Below are 14512 nucleotides of genomic sequence, written 5' to 3'. Positions count from 1 at the left end.
GTGTGGGCGGGGGCGATGGGGCGGCCCCCGCGCCCCCCCCAAACATGTACCGCTATGTCGGGGGGGGGGGGCCGGGGGCCCGCTCCCGCCGCCGGGGGGGGGGATAGCGCGGGGGGGGGGCGGGGGTTGGGTGGCCCGCTGCGCGGGCGGGGCGCGCCCGCGCCCCGCCCCCCGCCGCGCTGCGCGACACCATTGCCCCGGTCGATTCGGCGGCGATGAGTCGCGCGATGCGATGCCCGATCTCGCGGCTGCCCTTGAACGAGGGGTGGACGCGGTCGAGCGCGTGATAGCTGAGGTCGCCATAGGGCACCATGTCGGCGAGCGACAGGAAATGCACGCCCGCATCCAGCGCCGCCAGCCGCGCGAGGCGGGCATCGAGTGCCGCGCCCTCGTCGGCGCAATGCTCGATCGGAGAGCCCTTGCCCGGCGTGCGCATATAGCCCACGAGCAGCACCTGCGCACCGTCTTGCCGCGCACGCGAGGCCATTCCGGGAATCGCCCCGCGCCGCCCGTCCTTCGAGATCAGCCGATCCATCTTGCGCTCGCAGCGATTGCAGCCGCAGCCGACCCAGAGATCGTTGCCGCCGCCGCCCATCACCACCCAATCCCAGTCGCCCCGGCGGTATTGTTTGGTGATGTTGAGGCCCATCGCCCCGGAAATCGGCAGCTTGTAGAGATAGCGCGCCCCGGCCACGGAATTATCCACCACCGGCGCATCAAGCGCGGCGCGCAGGCGCACGCCCACCGAGGCCCCGACAAGCTTGTGCATGGCAAAGAGCGAATCGCCCACCATCAGGACGCGCGGCCTGCCTTCGGCCTGTGCGATCCCCGCAGACAAGGAAATACTCAGAAAAAGAGCGGTCAGGACCCGTGCGAACATCTCGCCTCCCCAGTTCATATCGGTCCCACCCATCGGGGACATTAGCAGACTGCGGTGGAAAGATGAACAAATGGTGGAGGACAGACTGTTTCCAATCCGCCACCGCGCGTTTGCGCACAGGTCAATGGCCGTTCGCGCCGCTTGCAGCCGCGCGCAGGCCCTCTAGGTTGCGGCCCAAACGAAAGGGGGCAGCATGGGTGCCATTGTCGAGGTGGAACACCTCACCAAGACCTACAAGGACGGGTTGGTTGCGCTGTCTGGCGTGTCACTTGCCATCGAGCAGGGCGAGATCCTCGCGCTGCTCGGCCCCAATGGTGCGGGCAAGACCACGCTCATCTCGGCGCTGTGCGGGATCACCGCGCCTTCGGGCGGGCACGCGCGGATCGGCGGGCATGACGTGGTGCGCGACTGGCGCGCCGCGCGGCAGCTGGTGGGGCTCGTCCCGCAGGAGGTGGCGCTGGAGCCGTTCGAGCGGGTCATCAACACGGTGCGTTTCTCGCGCGGTCTTTTCGGCAAGGGGGCCGACGAGCCGCTGATCGAGCGCACCCTGCGGCAGCTCTCGCTCTGGGACAAGCGCAATGCCCGCACGCGCGAGCTGTCGGGCGGGATGAAGCGCCGGGTGCTCATCGCCAAGGCGCTGTGCCACGAGCCGCGGGTGCTCTTTCTTGACGAGCCGACGGCGGGCGTCGATGTGGAACTGCGCCGCGACATGTGGGAGGTGGTGCGCGGGCTCAAGGCGCAGGGCGTCACCATCATCCTGACCACCCATTACATCGAGGAGGCCGAGGCCATCGCCGACCGCGTCGCCGTCATCAACAAGGGCGAGATTCTGCTGGTGGAGAACAAGGCCGATCTGATGCGCCGGATGGGCCGCAAGACCCTTCGCATCGATCTTGTGCAGCCGGTCGCGGTGGTGCCCGAGGCGCTTGCCGCCTATGCGCTGGAACTGGCCGAGGATGGCCATGCTCTGCTTTATCATTACGACACGCGCGGCGACGGCACCGGCATCACGCGGCTGTTGCAGGCGCTGGCGGGCGAGGGGCTGGGCGTGCGCGATATCGAGACCCGCCAAAGTAGCCTGGAAGAGATTTTCGTGGGCCTCGTGCAGGAGGGAGCAGCATGAACCTGCACGCCGTCAGGGCCATCTATATCTACGAGATGAAGCGGTTTTTCCGCACTATTTTTGAATCGCTCCTGTCGCCGGTCATCTCCACCACGCTTTATTTCGTGGTTTTCGGCGCGGCCATCGGCGGGCGCATCGACGAGGTGGAGGGCGTGAGCTATGGTGCCTTCATCGTGCCCGGCCTCATCATGCTGAGCGTGATGACGCAGGCCATCTCCAACGCCTCTTTCGGCATCTACTTCCCGAAATTCATCGGCACGATCTACGAGCACCTCTCGGCCCCGGTCAGTTCCTTCGAGATCGTGACCGGCTATGTCGGCGCGGCGGCGACCAAATCGCTCCTGATCGGGGCGGTGATCCTGATGACCGCGCGGCTCTTCGTCGAGATCGAGATCGTGCATCCGGTCATGATGGTGGCGTTCCTGGTGATGATCTGCATCAGCTTTGCGCTGTTCGGCTTCATCATCGGGATATGGTCCGAGAATTTCCAGCAATTGCAGCTTGTGCCGCTCCTGGTGGTCACGCCGCTGGTCTTCCTCGGCGGGGCCTTCTACTCGGTCTCGATGCTGCCGCCCGCCTGGCAGGTGGTGACGCTGTTCAACCCGGTGGTCTATCTCATCTCGGGGTTCCGCTGGGCGTTTTTCGGCGTTGCCGATGTCAGCCCCGGCCTCAGCCTGCTGGCGGTGGCGGTGTTCTTCGCGCTGTGCCTCGCGGCGGTCTGGATGATCTTTCGCACCGGCTATCGCATCAAGTCCTGACCAGCGCGAGTGCCCGCCCGAGGGGGCGGACGGGCGCTCGCGCGGCGGCGCGCCAAGGCGCGCCTTGACTCCGCGCGGGAGACAGCAGGCGAACGTCCCCTTCAGCCCCTGAGCGGCCCCCGTCATGGCAGCGGGCACCTTGTGTCAGGCGTAGACCAATAGCATCCGGTCACGCGCGGCAGGACGGGTTTGCAATCGCTGGGCGGTTCGCGCATGTATCGACACGCAGGCGCAGCCAGGGGGCAGAATGACCACCGCCACCGTCAAGACCGCCAACCTCACCGGGGCCGGTTATGCGCTGGCGGCGGTGACGTGTTTTTCGGTCACCGATGTCGGGATCAAGTTCCTGTCGGGCGGCTATGCGCTGCACCAGGTGGTATTCATCCGCGCGCTGGTGGCGCTGGTCGTGTTCGCCGTGCTGGTGATGCCCTTCGCAGGCGGGCTTGGGGTGCTGCGCACGCGCCGCCCGGTGATCCATATCGTGCGCGGGCTCTGCGTTGTGGCGGCCAATATGTGCCTGTTTCTGGGGCTGGCGGCGCTGCCGCTTGCCGAGGCGACCGCGATCTTTTTCGTCTCGCCGCTGGTTATCACCGTGTTCTCGGTGATCTTCCTGCACGAGACGGTGGGGCCACGGCGCTGGGCGGCCATCGCGGTGGGCTTTGTCGGCGTTCTGGTGATCGTCAAGCCGGGCACGGCGGCGTTCCAGGCGGCCTCGCTTTTGCCCATCGCCGCCGCGTTTCTGTATGCCACGCTGCACATGCTCACCCGCCGCATCGGCGGCACCGAAAGTGCCGCGACGATGGCGGCCTATATCCAGATCACCTTTCTGGTGGCCAGCGTGCTCATAGGGATGGCCATAGGCGACGGGCGCTTTGCCGGATCCGGGCATCCGTCGCTCGAATTCCTGCTGCGCGGCTGGGTCTGGCCTGCGACCGGGGATTACGCGCTTTTCGCGATGCTGGGCGTTGCGGGCCTGTTTGGCGGGCTGTGCATCAGCCAGGCCTACCGGCTGTCCGAGGCCGCCTTTGCCGCGCCGTTCGAATATGCCGCCATGCCGATGGCGATTTTCTGGGGGGTCACGGTGTTTGGTACATGGCCCGATGCCACCGCCTGGATCGGCATCGCGCTTATCATCGGGTCGGGGCTATACCTGCTCTGGCGCGAGACGCGGCGCGATGCGACAGTGACCGCCAAGCCCCCGAAACACCGCCGCTGAGCAAAGGAGACGCGCCATGACCCCCACCATCATCCCGTTTGACGAGGGCGAGCGCGCGCTCGACTGGCTGAGCCTTTGTGCCGCGTTGCAGGCGGGCCATGACCGCCCCCGCGCCGAGATCGCCGACAGTTTCCTCTATCGCGACAAGGATACGCTCCTTAATCGCGCGGCGTGGATCGACGGGCTGGGCCTTGCGGTCAAATCCGCCACGATCTTTCCGGGCAATGCCGGGGCCGGTCTGCCCACGGTCAATGGCGGGGTAAACCTTTACGACGACGCCACCGGCACGCTTGCCGCGATCATTGATTTTCACCTTGTCACCAAGTGGAAGACGGCGGGCGACAGCCTTTATGCCGCCACCCGGCTGGCGCGGCCCGATAGCGGGCGCATCCTCATCATCGGCGCGGGCACGGTGGCGCAGTCGCTGTGGCAGGCCTACAGCGCCGCCTTTCCCGACGCGGAATTCACCGTGTGGAACCGCACCCGCGCGCGCGCCGAGGAGATGGCGGCGGCCTGTGATGGGATCGCGGTGGCCGACGATCTGGAGGCGGCGGTACGCGCCGCCGATATCGTCACCTCCGCCACCATGACGACAGAGCCGATCCTGCGCGGCGAGTGGCTGCAACCGGGCCAGCATATCGACCTTATCGGCGCCTATCGCCCCGATATGCGCGAGGCCGATGACGACGCGCTGCGCCGCGCGCGGCTTTTCGTGGACAGCGTTGAGACCACGGTGGGCCATATCGGCGAGATTGCGATTCCGATGGCGGCGGGGGTGATCCGCCGCGAGGACATCATCGCCGATTACTACGCGCCAAAGGCGTTCCAGCGCCTCAAGGAAGACGAGATCACCCTGTTCAAGAATGGCGGCGGCGCGCATCTCGACCTGATGACAAGCCGCTATATCCTCGACGCATGGCAGGCGGCGCGGTGATCTGGGGCGCGCTTGCGCTTCTGGCGCTGGCGGTGGCAGCGCCGGTGCTGCGCGAGGCGCTCAAACCCCGCATCGCCACGGTTCAGGCCCAGGCACCGGGCGCGTTTGCCCCGCTCTCGCGCGGGCGCACGCATTACCGCTGGCACGGGCCGGAGGGGGGCGCGGTCACGGTCTGCGTGCATGGGCTGACAACGCCTTCGTTTGTCTGGGACGGGCTGGTGCCGGGGCTGGTGTCGGCGGGCCACCGGGTGCTCTGCCACGATCTTTACGGGCGCGGCTACTCGGACCGGCCCGGCGGCGCGCAGGATACCGCGTTCTTTGTCGGACAGCTTGAGGACTTGCTGGCCGATCAAGGCGTTGACGGGCCGGTGACGCTGATCGGCTATTCGATGGGCGGTGCCATTGCCGCCGGGTTCGCCGCGCGCCACCCAGGCTACACACGCGCGCTCATCCTCATCGCGCCTGCCGGGCTGGGCCATGATCTGGGGCCGGTGGCGCGGCTGGTGGCGCGCGGCGGGGCAGTTGGCCGGTGGCTCATGCTCGCGGCCTTCGCGCGCAGCTTTCGCCGGGGCTGCGAGGCCGAGCGCGCGCTGCCCTCATCGGTGCCGGGGATCGTGGACCGGCAGCAGGCGGAACTGCGCTGGCGCGGGTTCGTGCCTGCGGTGGCGCGGTCGGTGGCGGGGATACTGGCCGAAGACCAGAGCGCGATCCATGCCGCGATTGCCGGGGCCGGCGTGCCGGTGCGCGCGATCTGGGGGGCCGAGGACCGGGTGATCCCGCTCTCGCGCAAGGCACGGCTGGCGGCGCTCAACCCGCGTGCGCAGCATGTGGTGATCGCGGGGGCGGGGCATGGCCTCACCTATACCCACACTGATCGCGTGCTTGAGGCGATCATCGGCTGAGCGGGTGGTGGCGCGCGGCCCCGCGCTGGTATATGCCGCGCCCATGTCCGATTACCGCCCGCCCGATACCCCGCTCGATATCCTGCACCACGATCACGAGTTGCTGGTGGTGAACAAGCCTGCGGGCCTCCTGAGCGTGCCGGGCAAGGGCGCGGATCTTGCCGATTGCCTGCTCGCGCGCGTGCAGGCGGCGTTTCCCTCGGCGCTGCTTGTGCACCGGCTGGACCGCGACACATCCGGGGTGATGGTGTTCGCGCTCAGCCCCCATGCGCAGCGCCATCTCGGCCTGCAATTCGAGAAACGGTATGTGAAAAAGAGCTATGTGGCGCGGGTGTTCGGGGCGCTGTCGCCCAGGACGGGCACGGTCGATCTGCCGATCACTGTCGACTGGCCCAACCGCCCGTTGCAGAAAATCTGCCACGAGACCGGGCGCGCGGCGCTGACCGAATGGCGGGTGCTGCGGCAAGGCGAGGGCGAGAGCCGGGTGCGGCTCATGCCGCAGACCGGGCGCAGCCATCAGCTTCGGGTGCATATGCTGAGCCTCGGCCACCCGATCCTTGGAGACCCGCTCTATGCCAGCGGGGCGGCGCGCGATTATCCGCGCCTGATGCTGCATTCCGAGGAATTGCGCCTGCGTCACCCCGATGGCGGGGCCGGGGTGCGGTTCCGCGCCAAGGCCCCGTTCTGAGATGGGGGCGCTTTAATGCGCCTCGGCCCAGTTGGCCCCCTGCCCGGCATCCACCACCAGCGGCACATCGAGATGCACCGCCGCGTGGGCGGCCCCCTGCATCACCTCGCGGGCGGTGTCGATGAGGCGGTCCACCGCTTCCTCCTCGACCTCGAAGATCAGTTCGTCATGCACCTGCAACAGCATTTTCGCGGGCATGTCCGCGATGGCCTGCGGCATTCGGATCATGGCGCGGCGGATGATGTCGGCGGCGCTGCCCTGAATCGGCGCGTTGATCGCCGCGCGGCGGGCGAACCCGGCGCGGGGGCCGCGCGCCGAAATCTCGGGCGTGTGGATTTTCCGCCCGAAGAGGGTTTGAACGAAGCCGTGTTCCTTGGCGAAGGAAACAGTGTCGTCCATGTAGTCCTTGATACCGGGGAAGCGCTCGAAATAGCGGTCGATGAATCCCTGCGCCTCCCCTCTCGGAATGCGCAGGTTGCGCGCAAGGCCAAAGCCGGAAATGCCGTAGATCACGCCGAAATTGATCGCCTTGGCCTGACGGCGCACATCGGGCGTCATCTCGTCCATCGGCACGCCGAACATCTCTGATGCGGTCATGGCGTGGATGTCCTGGCCCTCGCGAAACGCCTGTTTCAGCGCGTCGATCCCCGCCACATGCGCAAGGATGCGCAGCTCGATCTGGGAATAATCGAGCGACACGAGGCGGTGCCCAGGCGAGGCAACAAAGGCCTCGCGGATGCGGCGGCCCTCCTCGGAGCGCACGGGGATGTTTTGCAGGTTCGGATCGGAGGAGGAAAACCGCCCCGTGCTGGCCCCGGTTTGCAGATAGGAGGTGTGCACGCGCCCCGTATCCGGGTCGATATGATCCTGAAGCGCGTCCGTATAGGTCGATTTCAGCTTGGAAAGCTGCCGCCAGTCGAGCACGCGGGCGGGCAGGTCGTGCTCGGTCGCCAGGTCTTCGAGCACGTCGGCCCCGGTGGCATAGGCCCCGGTCTTGCCCTTCTTGCCGCCGTCAAGGCCCATCTCGTCAAAGAGGATCTCGCCCAACTGCTTGGGGCTACCGATATTGAAGCTGCGCCCTGCCAGTTCGTGAATCTCCGCCTCGAGCGCCGCCATCTTCTGCGCGAACTTGCCCGACATGGCGCGCAGCGTGGCGCGGTCCACGAGGATGCCCGCGCGCTCCATCTCTGCCAGCACCGGCACGAGGGGCCGCTCCAATGTCTCGTAGACGGTGGTGACGCGGGCGCGGTGCAATTGCGGCTTGAAGGTAAGCCACAGCCGCAGGGTGATATCGGCATCCTCGGCGGCATAGGGCACGGCATCGGCCACCGGCACGCGGTCAAAGGTGATCGCGGATTTGCCCGAGCCCAGCAGCGATTTGATCGGGATTGGCGTGTGGGTAAGGTAGCGATCCGAGAGCGTATCCATGCCGTGGCCATGCTTGCCCGCGTGCAGCGCGTAGGACATCAGCATCGTGTCGTCGATGGGTGCGATGGTCACGCCATGGCCCGCCAGTATCTTGGCGTCGTATTTCATGTTCTGTCCGATCTTGAGGATGGCATCATCCTCCAGCACCGGCTTCAACGCGGCCAGCACCTCGGCCAAGGGCAATTGCCCCTCGGCCAGCGCATCGGAGCCGAAAAGATCATCCGCCGCCCCGCCCTTGTGCGCCAGCGGGATATAGCAGGCGGTGCCCGGTGCCGTGGCCAACGAGATGCCGACAAGATCGGCCTGCATCTCGTTGAGCGAGGTGGTTTCGGTGTCGATGGCCACATACCCTTGCGCGCGGATCGTGGCGATCCAGGCGTTGAGCGCGTCCATGTCGCTTACATGCGCGTAGGTTTCAGGCGTGATCGCGGGCCAATCGGGGGCGGCCGGTGGCTCTTGCGCCGCGTTCTGCGGGGCGGCCTCGCGGATGGTGGGCGCATCTTTGCCCAGCGCCTCGGCGATGCGTTTCGAGAGTGTGCGAAACTCCATTTCCGCGAGGAACCCCAGCAGCGTGTCGGGGTCGGGGTCGCGCACCTCCAGATCGTCGAGGGTAAAGCCCAGCGGCGTGTCGCAATCAAGCTGCACGAGGCGCTTGGACAGCTCGATCTGGTCACGCATCGTCATCAGCGTCTCGCGGCGCTTGGCCTGCTTGATCTCTCCGGCGCGGTCCAGAAGCTCCTCCAGCGTGCCGAACTCGTTGATGAGAAGCGCGGCGGTCTTGATGCCGATGCCGGGCGCGCCGGGCACATTGTCGACGCTGTCGCCAGCCAGGGCCTGCACATCGACCACGCGCTCGGGGTCCACGCCGAATTTCTCGCGCACGCCGTCCACGTCGATGCGGCGGTTCTTCATCGCGTCGAGCATCTCGACCCCGCCGCCCACCAGTTGCATCAGATCCTTGTCGGAGGAAATGATCGTCACCCGCCCGCCCAGATCGCGCGCCTGGCACGACAGCGTGGCGATGATGTCGTCGGCCTCGAACCCTTCGATTTCCTCGCAGGCGATGTTGAAGGCGCGGGTGGCCTCGCGCGTCAGCGGGATTTGCGGGCGCAGGTCCTCGGGCATGGCCTCGCGGTTGGCCTTGTATTCGGGGTAAAGATCGTTGCGAAAGGTGTGGCTGCCCTTGTCGAAGATCACCGCCACATGGGTGGGTGCGTCAGAGCCGGTATTGCCCTCGACATAGCGTTGCAGCATGTTGCAAAATCCCGACACCGCCCCCACCGGCAGCCCGTCGGATTTGCGCGTCAGCGGCGGCAGCGCGTGATAGGCACGGAATATGAAGGACGAGCCGTCGATCAGGTGCAGGTGACAGCCTTTGCCGAATGACATCACTTGCCCTCCCGATCAGGCTTCATCTTGCCAAAAATATCCAAAGCCCGACTGCATCAGTCACCACGCGGCAGACGGCTCAGACCTTGCCCTCGAAATCGCGGTGGATGAGTTTCGCATCGCAATAGGGGCATTCCACATACCCCACCTCCTGCGGGATCTGGAGCCAGACGCGGGGATGGCCAAGCGCGCCCTCGCCGCCGTCACAGGCCACGCGATAGCTCTCGACATAGCGGATTTCAGGGGCCTGGGTTGCCATCGGGACATTTCCTTTTGCGCAGGGTTGGATTAGGTCGGACTATGGTTGAACTTCAGGCAGGGGGCAAGAGCGGCATGGCCGGGAACGCCATCGAAATACGCGGGCTGGTCAAGACCTATGCGGGCGGGCGGCACGGGCCGGAGAAGCGCGCGCTGAAGGGTGTCGATCTGAATATCCCGCAAGGCGCGGTGTTCGGCCTTCTGGGGCCTAACGGCGCGGGGAAATCGACGCTCATCAATATCCTTGCCGGTCTGGTGGTGAAAACCTCCGGGCAGGTCACGATCTGGGGGTTCGATCAGGACCGCAACCCGCGCCAGAGCCGCGCCTCCATCGGCGTCATGCCGCAGGAATTGAACCTTGATCCGTTTTTTACCCCGCGCGAGGCGCTGGAGGTGCAGGCCGGGCTTTACGGCGTGCCGCGCCGCGAGCGGTGCAGCGATGCGATCCTCGCGATGGTGGGCCTCGAGGACAAGGCCGACGCCTATGCCCGCACGCTCTCGGGGGGGATGCGGCGCAGGCTGTTGCTGGCCAAGGCGCTGGTGCATCACCCGCATGTCCTTGTGCTCGACGAGCCGACGGCGGGGGTGGATATCGAGCTGCGCCAGATGCTGTGGCAGAACATCCGGCGGCTCAACCGCGATGGGATGACCATCATCCTCACCACCCATTATCTGGAGGAGGCCGAGGAGATGTGCGACGAGATCGCCATCATCAACGAGGGCGAAGTGGTGGCGCGCGACAGCACGGCGCGGCTCTTGGGGCGGCTTGACGGCAAGACCATGATCATCCAGCCCGAGACTCCGGCGGCGGCGTTGCCCGAGGGGGCGGGGCTGGAGGTGACGCGGCGTGCGGACGGGGCCATCGTGATTGCCTATCGCGCCAGCGAAACCCCCGCCGAGGCGGTGCTGGCGGCGGTGCGCGCGGCGGGGATCAGCATTCGCGATGTGCGCACCGAACAGGCGGATTTGCAGGACGTGTTTCTTGATCTCACCCGGCGGCGCGCGGGCTGAGGCGTCAGGCCCCGCGCAACTCGTCGAGGATCGCAAGCGCCGCCGCGCGCGGGTCCGCTGCTGCCCAGACGGGACGCCCCACCACGATGTGATCGGCCCCGTTTGCGATGGCCTGCGCCGGGGTGGCCACGCGCTTCTGATCGCCCAGCGCGCTACCCATGGGGCGCACGCCGGGGGTGACGATGAGGCGGCCCGTAGCCTGCGGCAAGGCGCGGATCATCGCCGCCTCCTGCGGACTGGCGATGACGCCATCGGCCCCGGCCTCAAAAGCGCGGGCGGCGCGTTCGGCCACCAGATCGGGCAGGTCTCCGGGGCGTATCAGCCCGGCATCTAGATCGGCGCGGTCAAGCGAGGTGAGGATGGTCACGGCGAGGATTTTCAGCGGCTTGCCCCCCGCCCCTTCCTTGGCCGCGCGCACGACATGCGGATCGCCATGCACGGTGAGGAAATCAAGATCGAATTGCGCCAGCCCCCGCACGGCGGATTCGATCGTGGCCCCGATGTCAAAGAGCTTCATGTCGAGGAATATGCGCTTGCCATGCTCCTGCTTGAGCTCGGTGGCGACGGCAAGCCCCCCACCGGTGAGCATCCCGAGGCCGATCTTGTAGAACGACACGGCATCGCCCAGCGTTTCGGTCAGTTTCAGCGCCGAGAGCGCATCGGGCACATCAAGGGCAACGATCAGGCGGTCATCGGACATGGGGCGGCGCTCCGGCATGGGGTTTGACGCCTTGTCGCGGTGCGGCCACCAAGCGTCAAGCCCCGTCGCGGTCTGGAGCGCCCTCAGGCGGCACGCGCCGGGGGAACGGCACCGCAAATCGCGGGCGCAGCATGGCACAGGCGCAGCGGCGCGCGGCCCGAGCGGTGCGCATCAAGCGCACGGGCACGCAACCGCCGCATCACGTAATCGAAATCGGCAGTCATGGGCGCGGGCAGATCGACCGGATAGGCAAAGCGCAGGCCATCATGGGCGATTTCGGCAAGCGTTTCATAGCTGCCGGTCTCGGGGTTGTAGCGGACCGGGCCGAGGGTGAGATGCGGATCGGACATGGCGTGGCTCCTGATGGGGGGCGCTGGCTGCGCCTGTGGATAACTATTGAAAACGTGGGAATTCCATGAGGTTGCGCCAAGGCCGCGTCACAAAAACGTGCAATTTTCGTTATTCTCACGGCCGGGCCGCTTGAACCTCACGCAGGCGTTACCCATTTTCTGGTCAAGGTTCCCACCCGGTGCACGCCTCTTGCAGGGTGCCAATAACGGGAACGCTTTGGAAAAGGAGAAAGAGCCATGGACTTCAACAAGTTCACGGAACGGTCGCGCGGGTTCATCCAGGCGGCCCAGACCATCGCGATGCGCGAAAGCCATCAGAAACTGGCCCCCGAACATATCCTGAAGGCGCTCTTGGACGATCCCGAGGGGCTGGCCAGCAATCTCATCAATCGCGCAGGCGGCGATGCTGCGCGTGTGGCGCAGGCCAATGATCTGGCGCTGGCGAAAATCCCGCAGGTCTCGGGCGATGCGGGTCAGACCTATATGGATCAGCAGACCGGCAAGGTTCTCTCGGAGGCCGAGAAGCTGGCGACCAAGGCCAAGGACAGTTTCGTGCCGGTGGAGCGCATTCTGTGCGCGCTGGCCGTGGTGCGTTCGCCCGCCAAGGAGGCGCTGGAAGCGGGCGGCATCAGCGCGCAAAAGATCAACGAGGCGATCAACGATCTGCGCAAGGGTCGCACCGCCGATACCGCGAGCGCCGAGGACACCTATGAGGCGCTGGAGAAATACGCGCGCGACCTGACGGAGGCGGCGCGCGAGGGCAAGATCGACCCGATCATCGGGCGCGATGACGAGATCCGCCGCGCCATGCAGGTGCTCTCGCGCCGCACCAAGAACAACCCGGTGCTGATCGGCGAGCCGGGCGTGGGCAAGACGGCGATTGCCGAGGGGCTCGCGCTGCGCATCGTCAATGGCGACGTGCCGGAATCCTTGCGCAACAAGCGGCTCTTGGCGCTCGACATGGGCGCGCTGATTGCCGGGGCGAAATATCGCGGCGAGTTCGAGGAGCGGCTCAAGGGCGTGCTGAACGAAGTGACGCAGGCCGCCGGTGAGATCATCCTCTTCATCGACGAGATGCACACGCTGGTGGGCGCGGGCAAGGCGGATGGCGCGATGGATGCCGCCAACCTGATCAAACCGGCGCTGGCGCGCGGCGAATTGCACTGCATCGGTGCCACCACGCTCGACGAATACCGCAAGCATGTGGAAAAGGACGCGGCGTTGGCCCGCCGGTTCCAGCCGCTGGTGGTCGAGGAACCGACGGTGGAGGACACGATTTCCATCCTGCGCGGCATCAAGGAAAAATACGAGCTGCACCACGGTGTGCGCATCTCCGATTCCGCGCTGGTCGCGGCGGCGACGCTCAGCCATCGCTACATCACCGACCGGTTCCTGCCCGACAAGGCCATCGACCTGATGGACGAGGCGGCCAGCCGGTTGCGCATGGAAGTGGACAGCAAGCCCGAGGAGCTGGACGCGCTCGACCGCGAAATTCTGCAAAAGCAGATCGAGGCCGAGGCGCTGAAAAAAGAGGACGATACCGCCTCCAAGGACCGGCTGGCCAAGCTGGAGCGGGAACTGGCCGAGTTGCAAGAACGTTCATCGGAGATGACCGCGCAATGGCAGGCCGAACGCGACAAGCTGGCCAGCGCGCGCGACCTCAAGGAACAGCTCGACCGCGCCCGCGCCGAGCTTGACATCGCCAAGCGCGAGGGCAACCTCGCCCGCGCCGGGGAGCTGTCCTACGGCGTCATTCCGGGGCTGGAAAAGCAATTGGCCGAGGCCGAGAACCGCGCCGATGACGATGTGATGGTCGAAGAGGCCGTGCGCCCCGAGCAGATCGCGCAGGTGGTGGAACGCTGGACCGGCATCCCCACCGCGCGGATGCTGGAGGGCGAGCGCGAGAAACTGCTGAGCATGGAGCATAATCTCCACCGCCGGGTGATCGGGCAGGATACCGCCGTGCGGGCCGTGGCCAATGCGGTGCGGCGCGCGCGCGCGGGCCTCAACGACGAGGGCCGCCCGCTGGGCAGCTTCCTCTTCCTCGGGCCGACCGGCGTGGGCAAGACGGAACTCACCAAGGCGGTGGCCGAGTTCCTCTTTGACGATGACAGCGCGATGGTGCGCATCGACATGTCCGAGTTCATGGAGAAGCATTCGGTCGCCCGCCTCATCGGCGCGCCTCCGGGCTATGTCGGTTATGAGGAAGGCGGCGTGCTGACCGAAGCCGTCCGCCGCCGCCCCTATCAGGTGATCCTCTTCGACGAGGTCGAAAAGGCGCATCCCGAGGTGTTCAACGTGCTCTTGCAGGTGCTCGACGATGGCGTGCTGACCGATGGTCAGGGCCGCACGGTCGATTTCAAGCAGACGCTGATCGTACTGACCTCCAACCTAGGGTCGCAGGCACTCAGCCAGTTGCCCGAAGGCGCGGACGTGGCCGAGGCCAAGCGCGGCGTGATGGAGGCGGTGCGGGCGCATTTCCGGCCCGAATTCCTCAACCGGCTGGACGAGATCGTGATCTTCGACCGGCTGACGCGGCCGCAGATGGATGGCATCGTCGATATCCAGATGGCGCGTCTGCTCAAGCGGCTGGCGGGGCGCAAGATCGCGCTGGAGCTAGACGATTCGGCGCGCAAATGGCTGGCGGACGAGGGCTATGACCCGGTCTATGGTGCGCGCCCGCTGAAGCGCGTGATCCAGAAGGCGTTGCAGGACCCGCTGGCCGAGGCGATCCTCGCGGGCGATATCCTCGACGGGGCGGTTGTGCCGGTGACGGCGGGGCCGGATGGCCTCATCATCGGGGAGCGCGTCGGCACGACGCGCGCAGAGCCGCCCGCCGATGCGGTCGTGCATTAAGCGCCGTTTGGTCTCGACA

The 14512-nt window shown here is 66.5% G+C and carries 13 protein-coding genes; 8 read left to right on the top strand and 5 right to left on the bottom strand.

What is annotated here, in order from left to right; genetic code table 11:
• Positions 1–52: 52 nt before the first annotated feature.
• Positions 53–880 carry an SGNH/GDSL hydrolase family protein gene (locus tag ABIE58_RS06155; protein ID WP_354543808.1) on the bottom strand — a complete coding sequence of 276 codons (828 nt, stop codon included), beginning with the start codon at positions 878–880 and terminating at the stop codon, positions 53–55.
• A gap of 193 nt (positions 881–1073) precedes the next feature.
• On the opposite strand from ABIE58_RS06155, the gene ABIE58_RS06150 reads away from it, so the two are divergent.
• The 6 genes from ABIE58_RS06150 (at position 1074) to ABIE58_RS06125 (ending at position 6501) form a co-directional block, all read left to right on the top strand.
• Positions 1074–2003, top strand: coding sequence for an ABC transporter ATP-binding protein (locus ABIE58_RS06150; RefSeq protein ID WP_354543807.1), 930 nt, complete (start codon positions 1074–1076; stop codon positions 2001–2003).
• On the top strand, positions 2000–2761 hold the full coding sequence (locus ABIE58_RS06145; RefSeq protein WP_354543806.1) for an ABC transporter permease: 762 nt from the start codon (positions 2000–2002) through the stop codon (positions 2759–2761). Before ABIE58_RS06150 ends, ABIE58_RS06145 begins: the two co-directional genes overlap by 4 nt.
• Positions 2762–3008: 247 nt before the next feature.
• Positions 3009–3977 (top strand): DMT family transporter, encoded by a 969-nt coding sequence (locus ABIE58_RS06140; RefSeq protein ID WP_354543805.1) that lies wholly within the window; start codon positions 3009–3011, stop codon positions 3975–3977.
• Positions 3978–3993: 16 nt separating this feature from the next.
• Complete coding sequence (locus ABIE58_RS06135) at positions 3994–4911, top strand: ornithine cyclodeaminase family protein (protein WP_354543804.1); 918 nt, start codon at positions 3994–3996, stop codon at positions 4909–4911.
• Complete coding sequence (locus tag ABIE58_RS06130) at positions 4893–5813, top strand: alpha/beta fold hydrolase (protein ID WP_354543803.1); 921 nt, start codon at positions 4893–4895, stop codon at positions 5811–5813. Before ABIE58_RS06135 ends, ABIE58_RS06130 begins: the two co-directional genes overlap by 19 nt.
• 43 nt (positions 5814–5856) lie before the next feature.
• Positions 5857–6501: an RluA family pseudouridine synthase gene (locus tag ABIE58_RS06125; protein WP_354543802.1), complete on the top strand. Its 645-nt coding sequence runs from the start codon at positions 5857–5859 to the stop codon at positions 6499–6501.
• Positions 6502–6513: 12 nt separating this feature from the next.
• Here ABIE58_RS06125 and polA read toward each other — a convergent pair whose 3' ends face one another.
• Together polA and ABIE58_RS06115 are read right to left on the bottom strand one after the other, a co-directional pair.
• Complete coding sequence (gene polA, locus ABIE58_RS06120; RefSeq protein WP_354543801.1) at positions 6514–9318, bottom strand: DNA polymerase I; 2805 nt, start codon at positions 9316–9318, stop codon at positions 6514–6516.
• 79 nt (positions 9319–9397) lie between these two features.
• Positions 9398–9577 (bottom strand): zinc-finger domain-containing protein, encoded by a 180-nt coding sequence (locus ABIE58_RS06115; protein WP_354543800.1) that lies wholly within the window; start codon positions 9575–9577, stop codon positions 9398–9400.
• Between the two features lie 74 nt (positions 9578–9651).
• Between ABIE58_RS06115 and ABIE58_RS06110 the strand changes: the two genes are divergently transcribed.
• On the top strand, positions 9652–10587 hold the full coding sequence (locus ABIE58_RS06110; RefSeq protein ID WP_354543825.1) for an ABC transporter ATP-binding protein: 936 nt from the start codon (positions 9652–9654) through the stop codon (positions 10585–10587).
• Between the two features lie 4 nt (positions 10588–10591).
• Here ABIE58_RS06110 and pyrF read toward each other — a convergent pair whose 3' ends face one another.
• Together pyrF and ABIE58_RS06100 are read right to left on the bottom strand one after the other, a co-directional pair.
• Complete coding sequence (gene pyrF / locus ABIE58_RS06105; protein ID WP_354543799.1) at positions 10592–11287, bottom strand: orotidine-5'-phosphate decarboxylase; 696 nt, start codon at positions 11285–11287, stop codon at positions 10592–10594.
• 83 nt (positions 11288–11370) lie between these two features.
• Positions 11371–11637: a hypothetical protein gene (locus tag ABIE58_RS06100; RefSeq protein WP_354543798.1), complete on the bottom strand. Its 267-nt coding sequence runs from the start codon at positions 11635–11637 to the stop codon at positions 11371–11373.
• Between the two features lie 237 nt (positions 11638–11874).
• Here ABIE58_RS06100 and clpB point away from each other — a divergent pair, with 237 nt between their 5' ends.
• The gene (clpB, locus tag ABIE58_RS06095) at positions 11875–14493 is read left to right on the top strand and encodes an ATP-dependent chaperone ClpB (RefSeq protein ID WP_354543797.1); all 2619 of its coding nucleotides are present in this window, start codon (positions 11875–11877) and stop codon (positions 14491–14493) included.
• Positions 14494–14512: the final 19 nt, after the last annotated feature.

Origin of the sequence: Roseovarius sp. MBR-78 (assembly GCF_040547535.1) — a bacterium.
In the GTDB taxonomy this organism is placed as follows: Bacteria; Pseudomonadota; Alphaproteobacteria; order Rhodobacterales; family Rhodobacteraceae; genus Roseovarius.
Note: the sequence above shows the minus strand (reverse complement) of the source record. Positions and strands in the feature narration are given on the sequence as shown.

Coding starts and splice junctions, on each gene's coding strand:
- ABIE58_RS06155 (WP_354543808.1), bottom strand. CDS start 880: ATGTTCGCACGGGTCCTGACCGCTCTTTTTCTGAGTATTTCCTTGTCT.
- ABIE58_RS06150 (WP_354543807.1), top strand. CDS start 1,074: ATGGGTGCCATTGTCGAGGTGGAACACCTCACCAAGACCTACAAGGAC.
- ABIE58_RS06145 (WP_354543806.1), top strand. CDS start 2,000: ATGAACCTGCACGCCGTCAGGGCCATCTATATCTACGAGATGAAGCGG.
- ABIE58_RS06140 (WP_354543805.1), top strand. CDS start 3,009: ATGACCACCGCCACCGTCAAGACCGCCAACCTCACCGGGGCCGGTTAT.
- ABIE58_RS06135 (WP_354543804.1), top strand. CDS start 3,994: ATGACCCCCACCATCATCCCGTTTGACGAGGGCGAGCGCGCGCTCGAC.
- ABIE58_RS06130 (WP_354543803.1), top strand. CDS start 4,893: ATGGCAGGCGGCGCGGTGATCTGGGGCGCGCTTGCGCTTCTGGCGCTG.
- ABIE58_RS06125 (WP_354543802.1), top strand. CDS start 5,857: ATGTCCGATTACCGCCCGCCCGATACCCCGCTCGATATCCTGCACCAC.
- polA (WP_354543801.1), bottom strand. CDS start 9,318: ATGTCATTCGGCAAAGGCTGTCACCTGCACCTGATCGACGGCTCGTCC.
- ABIE58_RS06115 (WP_354543800.1), bottom strand. CDS start 9,577: ATGGCAACCCAGGCCCCTGAAATCCGCTATGTCGAGAGCTATCGCGTG.
- ABIE58_RS06110 (WP_354543825.1), top strand. CDS start 9,652: ATGGCCGGGAACGCCATCGAAATACGCGGGCTGGTCAAGACCTATGCG.
- pyrF (WP_354543799.1), bottom strand. CDS start 11,287: ATGTCCGATGACCGCCTGATCGTTGCCCTTGATGTGCCCGATGCGCTC.
- ABIE58_RS06100 (WP_354543798.1), bottom strand. CDS start 11,637: ATGTCCGATCCGCATCTCACCCTCGGCCCGGTCCGCTACAACCCCGAG.
- clpB (WP_354543797.1), top strand. CDS start 11,875: ATGGACTTCAACAAGTTCACGGAACGGTCGCGCGGGTTCATCCAGGCG.